The sequence below is a fragment of the Bacillus sp. SB49 genome (genome assembly GCF_000469135.2).
Taxonomy (GTDB): domain Bacteria; phylum Bacillota; class Bacilli; order Bacillales; family Halobacillaceae; genus Halobacillus.
This window is the reverse complement of sequence record NZ_CP048117.1, coordinates 2,410,711-2,432,099: the sequence shown is the minus strand read 5'-3', so window position 1 is coordinate 2,432,099 and position 21,389 is coordinate 2,410,711. Positions and strand designations below refer to the sequence as shown.

The window sequence follows — 21,389 nt, the reverse complement described above, 5'->3', positions numbered from 1 at the left end:
CCTCTGAAAGGTATTGCTTTTTTGTTTGGAGTTAATTTGGTATGATGAGCAAAAGAGCGGAAACGTAGACGTCGTACTAATGAACTTCAGTCGCGATTGCGTCATTTTATGAAGGGGTGAAACGTATGTTTAAATTTAACGATGAAAAAGGACAATTGAAATGTTCTTTCTGCGGTAAGAGTCAGGAGCAGGTTCGTAAACTAGTCGCTGGGCCTGGTGTATATATATGTGACGAATGTATCGAACTTTGCACGGAAATCGTGGAAGAGGAACTGGGCAACGAAGAAGAAGTAGAATTCAAAGAAGTTCCGAAACCACAGGAAATTCGTGAGATCCTTAATGACTATGTTATTGGTCAGGATCAGGCTAAGAAAAACCTGTCCGTTGCCGTTTATAACCACTACAAGCGGATCAATGCAGGTGTTAAGAATGATGAAGTAGAGCTTGCGAAGAGTAACATTCTCATGCTCGGGCCGACAGGTAGCGGTAAAACATTGCTGGCACAGACGCTTGCCCGCATTCTGAACGTGCCATTCGCGATTGCGGATGCTACATCACTGACAGAAGCTGGTTACGTAGGGGAAGATGTAGAAAACATTCTTCTTAAACTGATTCAGGCTGCAGACTATGATGTGGAAAAAGCGGAGAAGGGCATCATTTATATTGATGAGATCGATAAAGTAGCCCGTAAATCCGAAAACCCTTCGATTACGAGAGATGTCTCCGGGGAAGGTGTCCAGCAGGCACTGCTGAAAATCCTTGAAGGAACACAGGCCAGTGTACCGCCTCAAGGAGGACGTAAGCACCCTCATCAAGAATTTATTCAGATCGATACGACGAACGTATTGTTCATCGTAGGTGGAGCTTTCGATGGAATCGATCAGATCATAAAGCGTCGCCTTGGACGTAAAGTCATCGGATTCGGATCGGAGCAGGCGACAGATGAATCAGAGAAGAAAGAACTGCTTACAAAAGTTCTGCCTGAAGATCTGTTAAGCTATGGCTTGATTCCGGAATTCATCGGTCGTCTTCCGGTAATTGGAAGTCTCGAGCATTTGGATGAAGAGGCGCTTGTAGAAATCTTAACAAAACCGAAAAATGCGCTGGTCAAACAGTACCAGAAACTGTTCCAAATCGACCATGTAGAGCTGGAGATGGAAGAAGACGCGCTTCGTGAAATTGCTCGTCTTGCCATCGAACGTAAAACGGGTGCCCGTGGGCTGCGCTCCATCATTGAAGGAATTATGCTGGACGTGATGTATGAGCTGCCTTCCCGTGACGATATTGAGAAATGTATCATCACGAAAGAAACGGTGACAGCGAAGAACGGTCGTCCTAAGCTTGTTTTGACGGATGGAACTGTCGAAGATGAGAATAAAGAATCCCCGAAAGAGAGCGCTTGATCCGCCTTCTTTTGACATTCTTTAATGGATGAGAGCCGTGCTACTTAACGTTGTAGCACGGCTTCTCTTTTGTGGGTTCCTCTTTTGCAAGCGGGCCTTTTCTTCCAAGCATGAAAGCTTTGTTACTGCTTATAATATGGATACCATATAAGAAACCCCTCGCCACTCCATGACAGGGGGTTTCCGTGTTGGTTTGAACGGTTCCGTTTCATTTACTTTCCACATACATTTATATATGATTAAACTACCTATTTGCATTAACTGGAGGTGCAAGTAATGACTGACAAACAAAGAAAACAGATCCCTCTTCTTCCATTGAGAGGGTTGCTTGTCTACCCATCCATGGTTCTTCATCTTGACGTAGGTCGGGAGAAGTCTGTTCAGGCATTGGAACAATCGATGATGGATGATAATGAAATATTTCTCGTTTCCCAAAAAGAAGTGAATATAGATGAACCGGCAGAAAGTGACCTTTATACGATCGGAACGGTAGCGCGTGTGAAGCAGATGGTCAAGCTGCCAAACGGTACGAATCGTGTTCTTGTAGAAGGGCTCTACCGGGCAGGTATAGAAGAAATTCGGGATGACGATTCGTTTTATCAGGCGGAGATCACCGTTATTGATGATGAGCATGCGGATCGCAATGAGGAAGAAGCATTGATGCGTACGCTGATGGATCAATTTGAAAAGTACGTCAAAGTGTCGAAGAAAGTGAGCCAGGAGACGTTCAACACCGTTTCTGACATCGATGATCCGAGTCATCTCGCTGACATGGTTTCTTCTCATCTTCCAATCAAGCTGAAAGATAAACAAGCCGTTCTGGAAACGCGGAATGTTAAGGAACGTCTGAAGAAGTTGATTGAAATTATCGGGAATGAACGGGAAGTTCTTCAAATAGAGAAGAAGATCGGTCAACGTGTGAAGAAGTCGATGGAGAAAACGCAGAAAGAGTATTATCTCCGTGAGCAGATGAAGGCGATCCAAAGTGAGCTTGGCGATAAGGATGGGAAAACCGGAGAGGTTGCCCAGCTCAAAGAAAAAATCGAGAAGGCTGCTATGCCGGAGCGGGTGGAAGAGGTCGCTTATAAGGAGCTTGGGCGTTATGAGAAAATACCTCAAAGCTCTGCAGAAAGCTCTGTCATCCGGAATTATATCGAATGGCTCGTTTCTCTACCCTGGTCGGAGGAGACGGAAGATAACTTAGATGTCAATCATGCCGAAGAGGTACTGGATGAGGACCACTATGGGCTGGAGAAAGTGAAGGAGCGGGTGCTCGAGTATTTAGCTGTCCAGAAATTGACACAGACGATCAAAGGGCCGATTTTGTGTCTTGCCGGACCACCCGGTGTAGGGAAAACGTCTCTCGCAAAATCAATAGCACGCTCCATCAACCGGAAATTCGTCCGCATCTCTCTCGGAGGCGTCCGGGACGAAGCAGAAATCAGAGGCCACCGGAGAACGTATATCGGTGCTATGCCCGGACGAATCATTCAAGGTATGAAACGTGCAGAAACGGTCAATCCAGTATTTCTGCTTGATGAAATTGATAAAATGGCCAGTGATTTTCGTGGGGACCCTTCATCTGCCATGCTGGAAGTACTGGATCCGGAACAAAACGGGACTTTCAGTGATCATTTCATTGAAGAAAATTATGACCTGTCGAAAGTTATGTTTATCGCAACAGCCAACAACATTTCCAATATCCCTGGTCCGCTGCGCGACCGTATGGAAATCATTACGATTGCAGGCTATACAGAGGTGGAAAAGCTTCACATTGCAAAGGATCACTTACTGCCGAAGCAGGTGAAGGAGAACGGTTTGAAGAAAGGACAGATGCAGGTACGGGACGACGCCCTGCTTAAGTTAATTCGCCGTTACACTAGAGAAGCTGGCGTGCGAGGATTGGAAAGAGAGCTTGCAAGCTTGTGCAGAAAGGCAGCGAAGATCATAGTTTCCGGTGAAAAGCAACGGGTCGTCGTGACCGAGAAGCAGCTGGAAGAACTGCTTGGGCGCCCGAAATTCCGTTATGGACGGGCAGAGTTGGAAGATCAGATCGGTGCAGCTACAGGTCTTGCGTATACGACAGCAGGAGGAGACACGTTGTCGATCGAAGTTTCCCTGTATCCTGGAAAGGGCAACCTCACTTTGACAGGAAAGCTCGGGGATGTCATGAAAGAATCTGCTCAGGCAGCTTTCAGCTATATTCGTTCACGTGCTGAGGAGCTGAAGATCGATCCAGAATTCGTTGAGAAAAACGATATTCACATCCACGTTCCGGAAGGCGCAACCCCGAAAGACGGCCCTTCTGCCGGCATCACGATGGCAACCGCCCTTGTTTCTGCTTTGACGGGAAGGCCCGTCCGTAAAGAAGTAGGAATGACCGGAGAAATCACCCTCCGCGGCCGTGTGCTGCCGATCGGTGGCCTGAAAGAAAAATCACTGAGTGCACACAGAGCCGGCTTGACAAAGATCATCATTCCGGATGAAAATAAAAAAGACTTGGAAGATATCCCGGCAAGTATCCGGGAAGGATTGACTTTTGTACCGGTCAAGCATTTAGATCAAGTCCTAGAACAAGCGTTAGTGGAGGATATACATGAAGGTTAATACCGCAGATATTGTCATCAGTGCAGCGAGCAAGAAACAGTACCCGAAAGATTTCATTCCTGAAATCGCACTTGCAGGCAGGTCCAATGTAGGGAAATCTTCTTTCATCAACCGGATGATCCAAAGGAAGAACCTTGCGAGGACTTCCTCCAAGCCTGGGAAAACGCAGACGTTGAATTTCTACATCATCAATGATCAATTTCATTTTGTCGATGTGCCTGGATACGGATATGCAAAGGTATCCAAGAAGGAGCGCGCCAAATGGGGAGAAATGATGGAGGAATACTTTGCAGAGCGGGAGCAATTGAAAGCGACCGCGCTCGTGATCGACGTCCGTCACAAGCCTACGGAAGATGATCAACTGATGTACGACTACTTGAAACATTTCGGCCTGCCGGTCATGGTGGTCGCGACGAAGTTGGACAAAATTAAAAAAGGTCAAAGAACGAAGCAGTTCAAGCTTATCCGTGAAGTGCTTGGAATGAAAGAAGAGGACGCTCTTATTCCATTCTCTTCGGAAACAGGCGAAGGAAAAGACGTCGCTTGGAGGATTATGCTTTCTCACTTAAACAGTTAAGGGAAGTAGCCCGCTCCATCTTATGGAGCGGGCTTTTTTGTGTATTTAACAGGATAGGGAAGGATATGAGCGTATTCCTAGGTGTGATTAGGTATTTGGTCCTTATATAGGTGCAGGGACTAGAAATTGCCATTCTTTCCCGTTTTATAAATTTTGGGAAAAGTCTGTTTTTTCTATATACTTTAATTTACCGCAATGATTTATACTATGTTCGAGTCGGAAGGGGAGTCAGGTAAATGCAGAAACGTTGGGGATTGCTTTTATTCAGTGTCCTGCTTGTTTTAGTACTAACCGCTTGCGGAGGCGGAGAAGAAGAGGAAGAATCATCCGGGGATTCCGGGGGAGATTCTGAAGCAGGCAGCGAATTTGAATTAGTTGAGGATGGGAAGTTCACCTTTGCAGCCTCCGGTGAATTCCGTCCGTTCAGTATGACGGAGGGCGGGGAATTATCAGGATTTGATATTGACGTCGCCAATGCAATCGCAGAGGAGCTGGGCTTAGAACCAAGCCCACAGAAGCAAAAGTTTGCAAGCATTGTGGAAGGTGTGAAAACCGGACGTTTCGACGCAGCTGTCGCCAGTCACACCATTACGGAGGAACGGCAGCAGGAAGTCAGCTTCTCCACTCCTTACTATTACTCCGGAGCTCAAGTGTTCACACGACCGGATAGTGATGTAGAGACGCTTCAAGACCTGGAGGGGATGGAGGTCGCTGTTTCCAAAGGATCTACTTATGCTCCTTTCGCAGAGGAAGTAACCGATAATATCAAAACGTATGACAGTGATGTCGTTGCTCTTCAATCCTTAGCTAAAGGCAGACATGATGCGGTCATCACCGATTTCCTTACGGGAAAAGAGGCCCAGGGTGAAGGACTCGATATTGAAGCGAAAGAGTTGATTGAACGTAGTGAGCAAGCCGTCGCCGTTTCGAAAGAGAACGAGGCGTTGTTGGAAGAAATCAATGCAGCACTGGAGACGCTTCGAGAAAATGGAACCCTTACGGAAATCAGTGAGGAATACTTCGGGGAAGATATTACAACAGCCCCTGAGTGAGGTCCCGGTTAAAGAGCGAAGGGGCAAAAGAGTGCGCGTAAGCGTACTCTTTTTTACCTCGTGAATAGGAGTGGATGACGTGAATTTTTGGGAATCATTGTTGGAAAGCAGAGGTATGTTCTTTGAAGCAGCGCAGATGACGCTTGCTTTGACGGCTGTCTCCATCTTCATTGCGGTCTTTATCGGATTATTGTTTGCATTTATGAAAATTTCAGGCGTTAAAGTACTTGAGTGGATCGCAAACATCTATATTTATATTGTTCGCGGTACTCCGCTTATCGTACAAATCTTTGTATTCTACTATGGGTTGACGGAAATATGGATGATCAGCGGTTTCTGGTCGGTTGCGCTCGGTCTCGCTTTCCATAATGGTGCATACATAGCAGAAATATTCCGGGGTGCTATCCAATCGATCGGGAAAGGGCAGACGGAAGCTGGACGTTCCCTTGGAATGAGCGGCGTGTTAACGATGAGACGAATTATTTTGCCGCAAGCCCTCCGTCGTGCATTGCCTCCGCTTGGAAATCAGTTTATCATTGGGTTGAAAGACTCATCATTGGCCGCATTCATCGGGGTTTCGGAAATATTCGCCGTTGCCACGACAGAAGGGGCGAACACGTTTGACTATATGACGTGGCTGCTCGTAAGTGCGGTATGGTACTTAATTCTCGTCTTCATTCTGACGATGCTGGTCAGTTTGATTGAGAAAAAATTGGCGGTCAGTGATTGATAGAGGAGGATGTTGAATGACGGAACATATGATTCAAGTGGAGAAATTAAATAAATCATTCGGGGACAATCATGTTCTGAAGGATATAGATTTTCATGTGAAGGAAAGGGAAGTAGTCGTGCTGATCGGGGCGAGCGGATCAGGAAAGAGTACACTGCTCCGATGTTTAAACTTCCTGGAGATGAAAAATGATGGGGAATTATTCATTAAAGGAAAGCAGATTGATCCGAAGAAAGAAGATTTGAACAAAGTCAGGCAGCAGGTGGGGATGGTATTTCAACACTTTAATCTGTTTCCCCATAAGACAGTACTCGGTAACGTTATAGAAGCACCGATTCAAGTGAAAGGGATGCCGAAAGCAGAAGCCAAGCAGGTAGGATTGGAGCTTTTGGAGAAGGTCGGCCTTTCTGAGAAAGCGGAGGATTATCCGTCCCGTTTGTCCGGAGGGCAGAAGCAGCGGGTGGCTATAGCACGGGCACTCGCTATGAAGCCGGAGATCATGCTTTTTGATGAACCTACCTCCGCGCTGGATCCGGAGCTTGTCGGTGAAGTGCTGCAGACTATGAAGGCATTGGCACAGGAAGGAATGACCATGGTGGTTGTGACGCATGAAATGGGATTTGCCCGGGAAGTGGCCGATCGGGTCGTCTATATGCATGACGGGAAAATCGTAGAATCAGGAACACCTGCAGAGATTTTTGAATCGCCTAAAGAGGAACGTACGCAGGCATTTTTAAGTTCCATACTATGAACAAAGGCGCGGGGCTGTGATCCCGCGCCTTTCATTTATTTTTTTCTGATGACGTACATTCCGTATGCAATCAGCACTACCGGCCAGAATCTTTCCAGAACATTAACAATCCTTTGGACCCAGAGAGACCAGGCAGGAGTTCCCGGTGTGAAAACAGCAAAGAGACCAATGGTGATGCAGACGATTGCCGGGATCAATCCGCGCTTCGTTTTAGAGTAATAAAGGAGAAAGGAAATCCCGATGATCCATAGGTACACCGCCCAGTGATCGATCCAGAAGCTGGTATGCGCCTGAAGGGTGAAGTGAACCCCAAGTCCTGTCACTAATGCTCCTGTGAACAGGTTGGAATAGTCTTTTGCCACATAACTATGTAAGAGCAGGGCGATACCGATGATGACAAGCAGGGATGACCATGAGTAAAAAGGGATCAGTTCGGGAATATTGAGGTGGCGTAGTAAAAAATAAACACCAAAGCCGATGAATAGAAACCCGATTAAAGAATTTTGTTTCGTCAAAATTAATCACATCCTTGCTGAAAATATAAGCGAAGATCTTTGCACTGTCTATATTATTTTGCTATATTACAAATGGGTTATAAATTATAATATTTCTAAAGTAATACTCATACTTTATAAATGGACTACTTTTTTATCGTATCACAGCAGATTCAAAATCTGTTCATATTTGATGCGGAAAATCGTCGAGGTTTTGTGCTATAATACAGGATATGTGAGAAGTTTTGAACGCTAATGGGGGTAGATGAAATGCATATTTTAGCTATCGGTCTTAATTATAGAACAGCCCCTGTGGAAATTCGAGAGAAGCTTACTTTTTCGGAGGATCGGCTGGAAGAAGCGATGACACAGCTCAACACACAAAAAAGTGTGTTGGAGAATGTTATTATTTCAACGTGTAACCGGACGGAAATCTATGCCGTGGTGGATCAGCTCCATACAGGGCGTTATTATATTAAGCAATTCCTTGCTGATTGGTTCCGAATCGATAAAGACGAATTTTCACCGTTTCTTTCCATTTACGAAACGGACGGGGCGGTCGAGCATCTGCTCAGGGTTACCGCAGGACTGGATTCGATGGTGCTCGGTGAAACACAGATTCTCGGTCAAATGAAGCAGGCTTTCCTGCGTGCTCAAGAGGCAGGTTCAACAGGGACGATCTTTAATCAATTATTTAAACAGGCCGTTACAATGGCGAAGAAGGCGCATAAAGAGACAGAGATCGGTGAAAACGCTGTCTCAGTCAGCTATGCGGCCGTAGAGCTGGCTAGAAAGATTTTCGGGGACCTTGTTCATAAACATATCGTTATTCTTGGTGCCGGCAAGATGGGGGAACTGGCTGCTAAGAATCTTCACGGTTCCGGTGCTCGTAAGGTGTCTGTGTTGAACAGAACACTATCCAAAGCAGAGGCGGTCGCCGACCAGTTTAACGGGGAAGCGAAGACGATGGATCAGTTGGAGGAAGTACTGACAGATGCGGATATCGTTATCAGCTCTACTGGTGCAACAGAATACGTCATCACCAGGAGTCAGATGGAGCCGATCCACAAGCAGAGGAAAGGGAAGCCGTTGTTTTTCGTGGATATCGCTGTACCACGGGATCTTGATCCTGCTATGGAGTCGTTGGAGAGTGTGTTCCTGTATGATATTGATGACCTGCAGGGAATCGTTGACGCCAACCTTGCATTAAGGAAACAGGCGGCTGAAGAGATCGAACTGATGGTGGAAGCAGAAATCGTCGAGTTCAAAGAATGGCTGCAAACGATCGGAGTTGTACCGGTCATTTCAGCACTACGGACGAAGGCTCTGGATATTCAGGCAGAAACGATGAAGAGTATAGAACGGAAGATGCCGGAATTGACAGATCGGGAACGGAAAGTGTTGAACAAGCATACGAAGAGCATTATCAACCAAATGCTGAAAGAACCGATTTCTCAGGCCAAGGAGATTGCCGCCAAGCCTGATGCAGAGGATTCTCTACGCTTGTTCACGCAGATATTCGGTATAGAAGAACAAGTGGAAAAAGAGGTAGAAAAACAGGAAAAAAAGAATAACACAACGGTGAAGCATCATCCGGAAACGGCAAACCCGATCGCATTTTTAAGCTCCATGGTTAAATCTTAAGGTGGACATCCAATGCTAGAATTCAAATGGGTTTATGAACTCATCCTTTTCTTGTACGGGCTTAGTCTCATCGGATATTTCATCGATTTTGTACAGACGAACCGGAGGGCGAACCGCATCGCCTTCTGGTTACTTAGTATGGTCTGGGGTTTGCAAACCTTTTTCCTGTTGGCACAGATTCTGATCAAGGACAACTTCCCTATTATGACAGTGTACGATGGACTGTATTTCTACACCTGGATTCTTGTGACGTTCTCTTTGATAATCAACCGGCTGTTCCGGATGGACTTTCTCGTGTTTTTCACGAATGTAGTAGGATTTCTCATTATGATCATTCACCTTTCCACACGGGCACAGAGTGTTCTTGGAAACAACGGGGTCGGGCTTGTCAATGAACTGCTCGTCATTCACATCAGTCTTGCCATCATATCCTATGGGTTCTTCACATTATCCTTTATTTTTTCCATGATGTATTTACTTCAATACCGTCTGCTGAAAAGAAAGAAATGGAATGCGAAGCTTTTCCGACTCGGTGATTTGACGAAATTGGATCAGTTCTCTTATGTGGCTGTTATACTCGGAGTACCGCTCCTTTTGATCGCCATTATTCTCGGGGTGGTTTGGGGGTATGTCTCCCCTGATGTCTTCTACTGGTATGATTCGAAGACGCTCGGATCTTTCCTCGTGCTGAGTGTCTATATCGTCTATTTGTTCTTAAGAGTCGTAAAGGGGTATCAGGGACGAGTGATTTCGATCTTCAATACCGCCGCTTTTCTATTTCTTTTAATTAATTTCTTTCTGTTCGGTTCTTTATCTAATTTTCATTTCTAGTTATGAGGAGGCTGTCTTGTGCGAAAAATCGTCATTGGTTCACGTAAAAGTAAATTAGCGATCACCCAGACGGAATGGGTGATTGAACAATTGAAACAAATCGATCCGGGTTATGAGTTTGAAATCAAAAGGATTTCAACTAAAGGGGATCGAGTCCTGGATGTTACGCTTTCCAAAGTGGGAGGAAAAGGGCTGTTCATTAAAGAAATCGAACAGGCCATGTATGACGGAGACATCGATATGGCCGTCCACAGTATGAAAGACATGCCGGCTGTTGTCGCGGAAGGGCTTGTCGTAGCGTCCGTTCCGATTAGGGAAGACCACCGCGACGCCTTCGTTTCTGTCGGAAATGTTGCTCTGAAGGACCTGCCGACAGGAGCGATCGTTGGGACGAGCAGTCTGCGACGCGGTTCCCAAATCAAAGCCGTCCGTCCTGATTTGGAAATCAAATGGATCCGGGGAAATATCGATACCCGCTTAAAAAAACTTCACGAAGAGGATTACGATGCCATCATTCTCGCAGCCGCAGGCTTAAAGCGGATGGGGTGGGATGACGATGTGGTCACCGAATACTTAGAGCCGGATGTTTGTGTACCTGCCGTCGGTCAGGGGGCGCTTGCCATCCAATGCCGGGAGGATGACAAGGAGCTGAGAGACTATTTGATGAAGCTGAATCATGAATATACCTCGTCCACCGTCACAGCGGAACGTAAATTTCTTCATGATTTAAACGGGGGCTGTCAAGTACCTATTGGGGGTTATGCTTATAGAAAAGCAGACGAAATCGTACTGACTGCTCTCGTGGGAAGCCCTGACGGCACGACGATCCTTCATGAAACGGTTTCGGGAACTGATCCCGTGTCTGTAGGAGCGGAAGCTGCTGCGCGCTTGAAGGACAGGGGTGCTCAGGAAATCGTTGATAAAGCGAAAGAGGAGTATGAGCAGTAATGAAACCGCTGGAAGGGAAAGGCATCCTCGTTACAAGAGGAAAATCCCAGGCGCAGCGTTTCATCAAGCACATTGAAAAGCAGGGGGGAGTGGCTTATCATGCCCCTCTTCTTACCTTCCAATTGAAAGATACAAAAAGCAGTTCCCACCTTCTGCATGAACTTCACGACTATTCTTGGGTTTTTATGACGAGCTCTAATGGCGTGAAGTTTTTTTTCGAGCTTTTGAGAAAACACGGAAGGACGGTCCCTCCGGAACTCAGGTTTGCAATCGTCGGGAAGAAGACGGAGCAGCAGCTGAAACAATTCGGGTACAAGGCCGATTTCGTTCCAACGGAATACCGTGCGGAAGTAATGGGAGGAGAATTTCTCGAAGCTTTTCCGGAACCGGGAAAAATTTTGTACATAAGAGGTAATTTATCGAGAGATGTTCTCCCTGCATATTTCAAAGCTGAGCAGGTGTTTTTTCATTCGATGACCGTGTATGATACGCTACTAGTGGACGATCACAAGCGGCATATAGCGGCTTGGCTTGAGGAGGGGCGCCTTGATGCTTTGACTTTTACCAGCCCCTCTACCGTCAAGGCCTATCATACTGCTGTCAGTGATTCGGAAAATAAAGGACGGAAGCTTCCCTGTTTCTGCATCGGCCCAACAACAGCAGATGCGGCAGCGCGCTTCGGTTTTACAAATATCTGTATACCAGAGAATTACACCATTGAATCCATGATTGAACGCATCGTTCAGTACTTTTCTAGCGAAGGGAAACGATAATTATGAAAGAAACAACATTTAAACGACACCGTCGTCTGCGCCGCACAGACTCTATGAGAGCGCTCGTGCGTGAAACGAAGCTCAGTACGGATGATCTGATCTATCCGATTTTCGTTGTGGAAGGAGAAAACATCAAAAATCCAGTGGCTTCCATGCCTGGTGTCCACCAGGTCTCTCTAGATTACCTTACGGAAGAGATGCAGGAACTCGTGAATCTGGGTATCCGGTCGGTCATCGTGTTCGGCGTACCGAAGGAGAAAGATGAGGTCGGAACACAGGCTTTCCATGAGCATGGAATCGTCCAGCAGGCAATCCGTCAGATCAAGGAAGAGGTGCCGGAGCTCACGGTCATCGCGGATACCTGTCTCTGTCAATATACCGACCACGGCCACTGCGGCGTTGTTCGCGACGGGGAAATAATCAATGACGAATCGTTGAAGTACCTTACGCAAACCGCAGTGACACAGGCGGAAGCCGGAGCGGATATTATCGCACCTTCCAATATGATGGACGGGTTTGTCGCTGCCATCCGTGCGGGTCTGGATGAAGCTGGTTTCCATCACATTCCTGTGATGTCCTATGCTGTTAAATATGCATCTGCCTTCTATGGTCCTTTCCGTGACGCCGCTCACAGCACACCACAATTCGGCGACCGTCGGGCGTATCAGATGGATCCTGCCAACCGTTTGGAAGCGCTGCGTGAAGCGGAATCTGATGTAGAAGAGGGAGCAGACTTCCTCATCGTCAAGCCGGCTCTTGCTTACTTGGATATTATGAGAGAAGTGAAAGATCGTTTCCGTCTTCCGCTGGTCGCCTACAATGTCAGCGGGGAATATTCCATGATCAAAGCAGCTGCCCAGAACGGCTGGGTTAATGAGCAGGAGATCGTTATGGAGAAGCTGTTGTCCATGAAACGCGCAGGTGCGGATCTGATCATCACCTATTTTGCCAAAGATGCAGCGAAGTGGCTGAACCAATAAAAGAATAGAAGAAAGGGTGCAGATTATGAGGAATTTTGATCAATCAAAGCAGGCGTACGATAAAGCAGTAGATTTGATGCCCGGCGGGGTCAACTCCCCTGTCCGTGCGTTCAAATCCGTAGATATGGACCCGATTTTTATGGAAAGAGGGGAAGGGTCGAAACTTGTGGATATCGATGGAAATGAATATATCGATTACGTACTTAGTTTCGGTCCGCTCATTCTTGGCCATGCAGACCCTAAAGTGACGGAAGCCTTAACGAAGGTGACGGCACACGGGACAAGCTTCGGGGCACCTACCAGAATGGAGAACAAGCTTGCGGAGCTTGTCATTGAACGTGTACCATCCATTGAAATGCTTCGGATGGTGAACTCCGGTACAGAAGCGACGATGAGCGCGCTGCGTGTAGCCAGAGGCTATACCGGCCGTGATAAAATTCTTAAATTTGAAGGGAATTATCACGGACACGGGGATTCCCTGCTTATCAAAGCAGGTTCCGGTGTTGCTACGCTCGGTCTGCCTGATTCCCCGGGAGTTCCGGAGTCGATTGCTCAGAATACGATTACAGTCCCCTATAACGATTTGGAAAGCGTTCGTTACGTTTTCGAACAATACGGAGAAGATCTCGCTGCCGTCATCATCGAACCGGTATCCGGGAATATGGGTGTCGTACCGCCGACGGAAGCATTCCTTAAATCTCTGCGTCAGTTGACAGAAGCCAACGGCACGGTTCTTATCTTTGACGAAGTGATGACAGGGTTCCGTGTTGGTTATCACAGCGCCCAAGGGCACTTCGACGTCACTCCTGACATGACCACCCTCGGTAAAGTGATCGGAGGAGGCCTTCCTGTGGGGGCTTACGGTGGAAAGCGGGAAATCATGGAGCGTGTCGCTCCAGTTGGTGATATTTATCAGGCCGGAACACTTTCCGGGAACCCACTTGCTATGACGGCCGGATTTGAGACGCTTTCCGCTCTGACGGAAGAATCCTATACGTCTATTAACCACAAAGTAGACCGATTGGTGGAAGGTTTTCTTCATGCAGCGGAAACGCACGGCGTTCCATTGACGGTTAATCGAGCGGGATCCATGGTTGGATTCTTCTTTACGAACGAGCCGGTCACTAATTTCGAAACGGCCAACCGGTCGGATTTAGCATTGTTTAAGAAATATTTTCAGGGAATGGTCCAAGAAGGAATTTATCTCCCGCCTTCGCAGTTTGAAGGAATGTTCTTATCGACGAAGCATACGGATGAGGATATCGAGAAAACGATACAGGCCGCAGAAAAAGTATTCGCCGGTCTTAAGTGACTATTATACAAAAGCGTACGGGTCCTTCCCGTACGCTTTTGTTTTTGTGGAAAAAGTGCTGGTCAAGAGGAGCGTACTGGGAGTCTCCTGATTAACCGCATTCGTTGGAGGCTGGAGTTTTTCAGCTGTTGGGCCTTTTTCTGCTTTTCAGCTCTTATGTATATATCTGCTCCTGTCGCATATGGTGATAAAAGAGAATCGTGTTTATTACCTTAGGGAGGGGACCTGACATTGCAGAACAAACAAAATGTATTTTCCTTTTATTTAGATGAATCGATTTGGTTCAAGGAGGGACAGGGAGTACGAGAGCTGATTGGTATCTCCTTAGAACCTGAGATATCCATTGAAGAGCTGGGAGATGTCGTCCGGTTGAAGGGGACGGTGGAACTTGCGGGAGAATATATCCCGACAGGAAACACGGGGGATCCCGAGGATGCAGCATTCACGAACTCGGTGAGGATTATGGATCATGTCGCGCCGGTCGAAGGGGATGCGTATGAATTCCGTCACCAATTCCCGGTAGAAATAACGGTACCATTAGAGAGAGTATCGAATTTAGAGGATGTTCTCATCGATATTGAAAGTTTCGATTATGAACTACCAGCCACACGTCAGCTTCGCCTTCATGCCCACATTAATATCAACGGCATCGAAGAAAAGGATAAAGGGGCTGCGAATGAAGAATCCTTTGACGAATCTGCAAGGGTTGGGCCGGTCAATTTCCCTGAAGATAAAGCCCAGGATATTCCGATTTTCCCGGAACGCGAAGCTCCTGTTTTTCAGTTCGACCAGCAACAGGAATCGGTGGATGATAAACCGAGTTCATCCAGTGATGGACGGTGGACGTACAAAAAGTCACAGAGCTTCCCGGAATTTTTCGGTCATACAGCTCCGGCATCGGAAACACCACCTGCAGGTGACGAGGCCGAGCCTTCGATGGAGACGATCGTCGATTGGGAGGAAGTAGAGGTCAGTGTGGAAGAATCGCAGACGTCTTCTTCGGAAGAACAGGAACAAAAAGCGCCGGGCGGAATGGACGGAATTAAACAGATTTTCAAACACCTATTTCCGAATAGGGAAGATACGTACACACAAATGAAGATGTATATTGCACAAGAAGAGGAGACACTTTCGTCAATCGCTGAGAAGTATGGTGTAACGGTGAAACAGCTGGAGCGGGTGAATGAACATACAGAGGATGTGTCTCCGGGTCAAATTGTATATATTCCGAGCTAAATCCATTTGTATTTGAAAGCAAGAAAAAGCCCCAATAGAAAACCGAACAGGAAAATATCGAACGTCGTCGGGAAAATGATCATTCGGATGGTTTGAAAGATGACGATCGGCAGTAAGCATTTCTCGAGAACATACAGCCAGTTTCTGCACCAGATCGGCAGACGGTACCTATATAAGCGGCTGAAGAGGAACACCTCCATACTTTTTTGAGCGTTTTCCCATCATGGAATGGGCGGACGCTCATTTTTTTTGTTACAGGTTGACTAAAGCATTGTTTTCTATATACAATATGTTATATAACCTTTATACGTGAAATGCTTAGATAGGGAAGAGTACATGAACAATTCCTAAAGAGAGGAAAACATTCGGTGAGAGTTTTCCAGGAACCCTGTTGATGGAAGGTCGCCCTTGATGCAGCTTCTTTGAACCAAAGAGTAGGAGAAGCCGGTTAGAAGCCGTTATGTCAGTCGAGTGTACAGGAAGAGTATGTTGTTTTCCTGTAAATGAAGGTGGTACCACGGAATGAATCCCCTCCGTCCTTTTTTGGACGGAGGGGTTTTTATTTTATACAAAGAGAATAGAAGGAGGAAGATCGGAATGGATCAACAAGATCTTTCGATGCCGACAAAGTACGATCCGGCAGCAATTGAAAAAGACCGGTATCAGTACTGGGTGGACGGCAAGTTTTTTGAAGCAACAGGAGATAAAGAGAAGGAGCCTTATACTATTGTCATCCCGCCGCCGAACGTCACAGGGAAACTGCACCTTGGCCATGCGTGGGATACGACATTGCAGGATATTTTAAGCCGTGTGAAGCGGATGCAGGGATATGACGTCCTTTGGCTGCCGGGAATGGATCACGCGGGCATTGCGACACAGGCGAAAGTCGATGCCAAACTTCGGGAAGAAGGAATCAATCGTCATGATTTAGGACGTGAGAAGTTCCTGGAAAAGTCCTGGGAGTGGAAGCATGAATATGCAAAATTCATCCGCGCCCAGTGGGAGAAACTCGGCCTCGGTTTGGACTATTCAAGAGAGCGTTTCACTTTGGATGAAGGTCTTTCAAAAGCGGTTAAGGAAGTATTCGTCAAGCTTTATGAGAAAGGTCTCATTTACCGCGGGGAGTACATCATCAACTGGGACCCTGCGACACAGACAGCTCTTTCCGATATTGAAGTGGAATATAAAGATGTCCAGGGCGCGTTCTATCATATGCGTTATCCGCTGAAGGGCGAAGAAGGTTCGATTGAAATCGCAACGACACGCCCGGAAACCATGCTTGGAGACACAGCCATTGCCGTTCATCCGGAAGATGATCGTTACAAACATTTGATCGGCAAAAAAGCGATCCTTCCTATCGTTGGAAGGGAAATTGAAATTGTCGGAGACGATTATGTCGATATGGAATTCGGATCAGGAGCGGTGAAAATCACACCGGCCCACGATCCAAATGATTTTGAAATCGGCAACCGCCATAACCTTGAACGCATTCTTGTCATGAATGAAGACGGAACAATGAATCACAACGCCGGTAAGTATCAAGGGATGGATCGTTTCGAGTGCCGGAAGCAGATTGTCAAGGACCTTCAGGAATCCGGCGTTCTCTTCGAGATTGAAGAGCACATGCATTCTGTCGGCCATTCGGAACGGAGCGGAGCAGTAGTTGAACCGTATCTTTCCACCCAGTGGTTCGTTGACATGAAGCCTCTCGCAGAAGCTTCCGTCGATCTTCAAAAAGGAGACGATCGAGTAGCATTCGTGCCGGAACGATTCGAGAAGCCGTACCTGCACTGGATGGAAAATACGCGTGATTGGTGTATTTCCCGTCAATTGTGGTGGGGACACCGCATTCCAGCCTGGTACCATAAAGAAACCGGGGAAGTGTATGTCGGCAAAGAAGCACCGGCAGATGAGGAAAATTGGAAGCAGGAAGAAGATGTCCTCGATACATGGTTCTCTTCCGCTCTGTGGCCGTTTTCCACAATGGGCTGGCCGGATGAGGACAGTGAAGATTATAAGCGCTACTTCCCGACGAACGTTCTTGTTACCGGTTATGACATCATCGGATTCTGGGTAAGCCGGATGATCTTCCAGTCGCTTGAATTCACAGGGAAGCGTCCGTTTGACGACGTTCTTATCCACGGTCTTGTCCGTGATGCTGATGGACGGAAAATGAGTAAGTCCCTCGGAAACGGTGTCGATCCGATGGATGTCATTGAGAAGTATGGCGCGGATTCGCTGCGTTACTTCCTATCTACCGGCTCTTCTCCGGGGCAGGATCTGCGCTTCCACTGGGAGAAGGTGGAATCAACGTGGAACTTCGCCAACAAGATTTGGAACGCCTCCCGCTTTGCGCTCATGAATATGGGAGATTTAACGTTTGAGGACATTGATTTGTCCGGGAAGAAATCCGTTGCCGATCAGTGGATTCTGACTCGTTTGAATCAGACGATTGAGCAGGTGACGACGAACATCGATAAGTATGAGTTCGGGGAAGCAGGACGTCACCTGTATAACTTCATCTGGGATGACTTCTGTGACTGGTACATTGAAATGGCGAAGCTGCCGTTATACGGAGAAGACGAGGCGAGAATTCATACGACCCGTTCGATCCTGGCTTACACGCTTGATCAGACGATGCGTATGCTTCATCCGTTCATGCCTTTCATTACAGAGGAAATTTGGCAGCATCTTCCGCACCAAGGAGAGTCCATCACGCAGGCGTCCTGGCCGGTAGTCCGGGATGACTTCCATAACGAAGAAGCAGTGGCGGAAATGGAGCGTCTCGTTTCCATTATCCGATCCGTGCGGAATATCCGCTCCGAAGTGGATACGCCGATGTCTAAAGAAATTCAGTTGATGATTCAGGCGAAAGATCAAGCTGTCGTTGATGAGCTTGAGAAGAACCGTGCCTACCTGGAACGTTTCTGTAATCCAAGCGAGCTTGAAATTTCGACAGATCTTCAGGCACCTGAAAAAGCCATGTCAGCGGTTGTTACCGGAGCGGAACTTTATCTGCCGCTTGCAGGTTTAATCAATATCGAGGACGAGATCAAGCGTTTGGAGAATGAATGGAAGAAGTGGGATCAGGAAGTCACCCGCGTCCAGAAGAAATTGTCCAATGAAGGTTTTGTCAAAAAAGCGCCGGAACAGGTTGTCGAAGAAGAACGGAAGAAAGAAACCGACTATTTGGATAAACGTGCAAAAGTCGAAGCGAGAATTAAGGAATTGAAAGCATAAACAATGGAAAGGGAGTGTATTCTTTAGGAATACGCTCCCCTTTTTGAAGGTAGGGAAGACAGCTATGAATTATCAAGAAGCTTTGGATTGGATTCATTCGAGAGAGAAGTTCAAAGTGAAGCCGGGTTTGAAGCGCATGGATTGGATGATGGAACGCCTCGGCCATCCGGAGAAGGGCTTTAAAGCGATTCACGTCGCCGGTACAAACGGCAAAGGCTCGACCGTTTCCTTTCTGAGGAATCTCCTCCAAGCACAAGGATACACGGTGGGAACCTTCACTTCTCCTTATATCGAAAGATTCAATGAGCGTATCAGCCTGAACGGGGAGCCGGTTTCTGATGCGGTGATTGCACGCCTTGTGGGTCGGATACGTCCGCTTGCTGAGTCTTTGAAGGAAACCCCTTTAGGAGAACCGACAGAGTTTGAGATCATAACTGCTATGGCGATGATCTACTTTGACGAGCAGCCGATCGATTATGCCGTCGTGGAAACGGGACTTGGTGGACGGTATGATTCGACGAATATTCTTCATCCCATCGTTTCTGTCATCACAAATATCGGACATGACCATATGAATATCCTCGGTTCGACAGTAAGGGAGATAGCTGGTGAAAAGGCGGGGATCATCAAGCAGAAGGTCCCGGTCGTGACGGCCGTTAAACAGCCCGAGGCAATGGAAGTCATCCTTGAAGAAGCAACGAGTCAAAAAGCACCGTTATTCTCTTTAACTACGCATTTTCACGTCACACATGAAGCAAGTACACCAGAAGGGGAAACATTTATATTCCGGTCGGGTGCGTATGAATCGGAACTTCTTCTCAGTAGAATGAAAGGGCACCATCAGGTGGAGAACGCATCGGTCGCCCTCCAGACAATGGAGAGTTTAAAGCAGGCGGGAGATGCCATCGACCGCAGGCATTATAGTAGCGGATTGGAACAAACGACATGGCCGGCACGCTTTGAAACGGTCCGTAATCAGCCGCTTACTATTATTGACGGGGCTCATAACGAAGAAGGGACCAAGGCTCTCGTGGATACAGTGAAAGAACATTACAGGGGACGGTCGGTTGTTCTCGTTTATGCAGCTTTGGAAGACAAGCCGGTTATAAAGATGATGAATCAATTGAAAGAAGTAGTCGATTTCGCAGTCGTGACCAGCTTTGACTTTCCGAGAGCCTTGCAGGAAGAAGACCTTGCTTCTCTCTCCCCAATTAAACCGACGCTACCTGCGGAAAACTTACAGGAAGCGTTGAGGCTCGCCGAGCAGCAGTTGGATGATAAGAGTGTGTTGTTAATAACGGGATCCTTATACTTTATCTCGGACGTTAGAGCATACTTTAAATCAAAAATGAAGAAGTGACTGAAAACGTCTGGGCTTCCTCTATGAGGGAGTCCAGCTTTTCTGGTTTTTGTGATGCTTTATGCTCATTTGTTAAGGTTACAGTGCGACAAATGTCGGTTTATAAGATATAATTTGGTGGTAAAAAAGATTCATTTGATAAGTGGCTGACAAGGAGCGTTGAATAGATATGGTGCATAAGAAAACCGCTTGGAAACTGGTGCTTGTTTTAACGATCGGTATATTTCTGCTCTTCCTCACCACCCAGGAGGCGGCAAAGGCTTTCACTTTTGTAACCGGGGGAGGCAACTACGCGGAAAATACGACGGTCGCTTCTATATCTCTGGCCGGCAAGAACAGGAAAGAAGCGGAAAAAATCTTAGCAGACAACATAGAGGAATGGCGGGATGAAACAGCCGTTACGTTATCAGCATCAGGAAAACGTATTGTTCTGGATACGGAAGAAGTGACGTTTGATGTGGAGGAAACGTTGGAGGATGCGGTCCAAGGGTCTGATAACGGTCTGATCGTTGTACTCTCCGACCGTTTTTTTGATCCGTTGGAAGAAGAGATGGACCGCGAATTAAGAGATTCACTCTCAGAAAAGATGCTGCGTGACGTTGTAAAAGAGGATGCTGCTTCCCTCCCGGAAGATTCTTTGGAATACGACGCCTATCATTTTCTTGATCAGGAGAATGAAGAACTATATGAATCGATTGGAAGCCAGACGATGAACGTACCGGCAGAGGTGGATATGGAGCGAATGAGAAAGCTGTTCGATCATGCAGAAATGGAAAATGGGGAGACATTCTCCATGCTTGATTTGTTGTTTGAGGAAGGTGTATATGATGAACAAGCGCTGAATATAGCGGCAACAGCCATCTACGGTGCGAGTCTGAAAGCTGGGTTTGATGTGGAGGAAAGACACATCAGCCAAAGGAGACCGGCATTTGCTGAAATTGGCATGGAGGCAGGTGTGAATCTAAAGGACAAGCGGGACCTGAAGCTGTATAACCCTTATTCTCATGACTACATATTGAACTGGGAGGAGACGTCTTCTGGATTCGAGGTGTCCTGGACCGGCTACCCGACAGGCTCAGATTATCAGATTTATGTCCGATCGGCAGGCACCGTACCGCCGAAAGCGATTGTCGAGTATTCCACCTTGTTGGAACCCGGGCAGGTGGAAGTGGTGCAGCAGGGACAGGACGGGGAAAGCGCAGAGACATGGCGGGAAGACCGTGCGTCCCTTAACGGTGATGAGGAGCTCTTAACGGAAGATTATTATCCTCCTGTCCCTGGGGTGGAGGTGCATTCCAGTTTTGTCGTGCTGAACGAGTTGGAAGAGGAAGCACAAGTGGATTCCGAAGTCGTGAAGCACCCGTCCCTGGATGGTACGAAAGCTTCCAATCCTGTCGGACCAGGAGAAGTGGATGTGTGGGAAAATGTGCAGGAGTGGGAGAAGAAATGAT

The 21,389-nt window shown here is 47.2% G+C and carries 17 protein-coding genes and 1 other annotated feature; of the genes, 16 read left to right on the top strand and 1 reads right to left on the bottom strand.

Going from position 1 to position 21,389, the window contains the following annotated elements; translation table 11 throughout:
* Positions 1–125: 125 nt before the first annotated feature.
* From clpX to M662_RS12765, 6 genes are all read left to right on the top strand, one after another.
* Entirely contained in the window at positions 126–1,403 is a 1,278-nt protein-coding gene (gene clpX, locus M662_RS12790) for an ATP-dependent protease ATP-binding subunit ClpX (RefSeq protein WP_008635093.1), read from the top strand.
* Between the two features lie 276 nt (positions 1,404–1,679).
* A complete protein-coding gene (gene lon / locus M662_RS12785; protein WP_008635091.1) occupies positions 1,680–4,010 on the top strand; it encodes an endopeptidase La in 2,331 nt (776 codons plus the stop codon).
* Positions 4,000–4,587, top strand: coding sequence for a ribosome biogenesis GTP-binding protein YihA/YsxC (gene yihA / locus M662_RS12780; protein WP_008635084.1), 588 nt, complete (start codon positions 4,000–4,002; stop codon positions 4,585–4,587). Before lon ends, yihA begins: the two co-directional genes overlap by 11 nt.
* A gap of 236 nt (positions 4,588–4,823) precedes the next feature.
* Entirely contained in the window at positions 4,824–5,639 is an 816-nt protein-coding gene (locus tag M662_RS12775; protein WP_026577146.1) for a transporter substrate-binding domain-containing protein, read from the top strand.
* Positions 5,640–5,754: 115 nt separating this feature from the next.
* Entirely contained in the window at positions 5,755–6,369 is a 615-nt protein-coding gene (locus M662_RS12770) for an amino acid ABC transporter permease (protein WP_051348872.1), read from the top strand.
* Between the two features lie 16 nt (positions 6,370–6,385).
* On the top strand, positions 6,386–7,120 hold the full coding sequence (locus M662_RS12765) for an amino acid ABC transporter ATP-binding protein (protein WP_026577147.1): 735 nt from the start codon (positions 6,386–6,388) through the stop codon (positions 7,118–7,120).
* A 35-nt stretch (positions 7,121–7,155) separates the two neighbouring features.
* Here the strand turns inward: M662_RS12765 and M662_RS12760 are convergent, their stop codons facing one another.
* Positions 7,156–7,635, bottom strand: a complete 480-nt coding sequence (locus M662_RS12760; protein ID WP_026577148.1) for a LiaI-LiaF-like domain-containing protein — start codon at positions 7,633–7,635, stop codon at positions 7,156–7,158.
* Between the two features lie 249 nt (positions 7,636–7,884).
* On the opposite strand from M662_RS12760, the gene hemA reads away from it, so the two are divergent.
* The 10 genes from hemA to M662_RS12710 all read left to right on the top strand — a co-directional run bounded on the left by hemA (position 7,885) and on the right by M662_RS12710 (position 21,388).
* Complete coding sequence (gene hemA, locus M662_RS12755; protein WP_026577149.1) at positions 7,885–9,258, top strand: glutamyl-tRNA reductase; 1,374 nt, start codon at positions 7,885–7,887, stop codon at positions 9,256–9,258.
* 12 nt (positions 9,259–9,270) lie between these two features.
* Positions 9,271–10,089, top strand: coding sequence for a cytochrome c biogenesis protein (locus tag M662_RS12750; RefSeq protein ID WP_008635073.1), 819 nt, complete (start codon positions 9,271–9,273; stop codon positions 10,087–10,089).
* 18 nt (positions 10,090–10,107) lie between these two features.
* Positions 10,108–11,037 (top strand): hydroxymethylbilane synthase, encoded by a 930-nt coding sequence (gene hemC, locus M662_RS12745; RefSeq protein WP_026577150.1) that lies wholly within the window; start codon positions 10,108–10,110, stop codon positions 11,035–11,037.
* Entirely contained in the window at positions 11,037–11,810 is a 774-nt protein-coding gene (locus tag M662_RS12740; RefSeq protein ID WP_008635071.1) for a uroporphyrinogen-III synthase, read from the top strand. The genes hemC and M662_RS12740 overlap by 1 nt, the downstream gene beginning before the upstream one ends.
* Before the next feature lie 2 nt (positions 11,811–11,812).
* Positions 11,813–12,790 carry a porphobilinogen synthase gene (gene hemB, locus M662_RS12735; protein ID WP_008635070.1) on the top strand — a complete coding sequence of 326 codons (978 nt, stop codon included), beginning with the start codon at positions 11,813–11,815 and terminating at the stop codon, positions 12,788–12,790.
* Between the two features lie 25 nt (positions 12,791–12,815).
* Positions 12,816–14,102, top strand: coding sequence for a glutamate-1-semialdehyde 2,1-aminomutase (hemL, locus tag M662_RS12730; RefSeq protein ID WP_026577151.1), 1,287 nt, complete (start codon positions 12,816–12,818; stop codon positions 14,100–14,102).
* Positions 14,103–14,333: 231 nt separating this feature from the next.
* Positions 14,334–15,338 (top strand): stage VI sporulation protein D, encoded by a 1,005-nt coding sequence (gene spoVID / locus M662_RS12725; RefSeq protein ID WP_026577152.1) that lies wholly within the window; start codon positions 14,334–14,336, stop codon positions 15,336–15,338.
* A 310-nt stretch (positions 15,339–15,648) separates the two neighbouring features.
* Positions 15,649–15,882 (top strand) — a binding site (T-box leader).
* A gap of 53 nt (positions 15,883–15,935) precedes the next feature.
* Positions 15,936–18,578 (top strand): valine--tRNA ligase, encoded by a 2,643-nt coding sequence (locus M662_RS12720; RefSeq protein ID WP_026577153.1) that lies wholly within the window; start codon positions 15,936–15,938, stop codon positions 18,576–18,578.
* A gap of 64 nt (positions 18,579–18,642) precedes the next feature.
* Positions 18,643–19,938 (top strand): bifunctional folylpolyglutamate synthase/dihydrofolate synthase, encoded by a 1,296-nt coding sequence (locus M662_RS12715; RefSeq protein ID WP_026577154.1) that lies wholly within the window; start codon positions 18,643–18,645, stop codon positions 19,936–19,938.
* Between the two features lie 169 nt (positions 19,939–20,107).
* Positions 20,108–21,388 (top strand): VanW family protein, encoded by a 1,281-nt coding sequence (locus M662_RS12710; protein ID WP_026577155.1) that lies wholly within the window; start codon positions 20,108–20,110, stop codon positions 21,386–21,388.
* The last annotated feature ends 1 nt before the right edge of the window (position 21,389 follow it).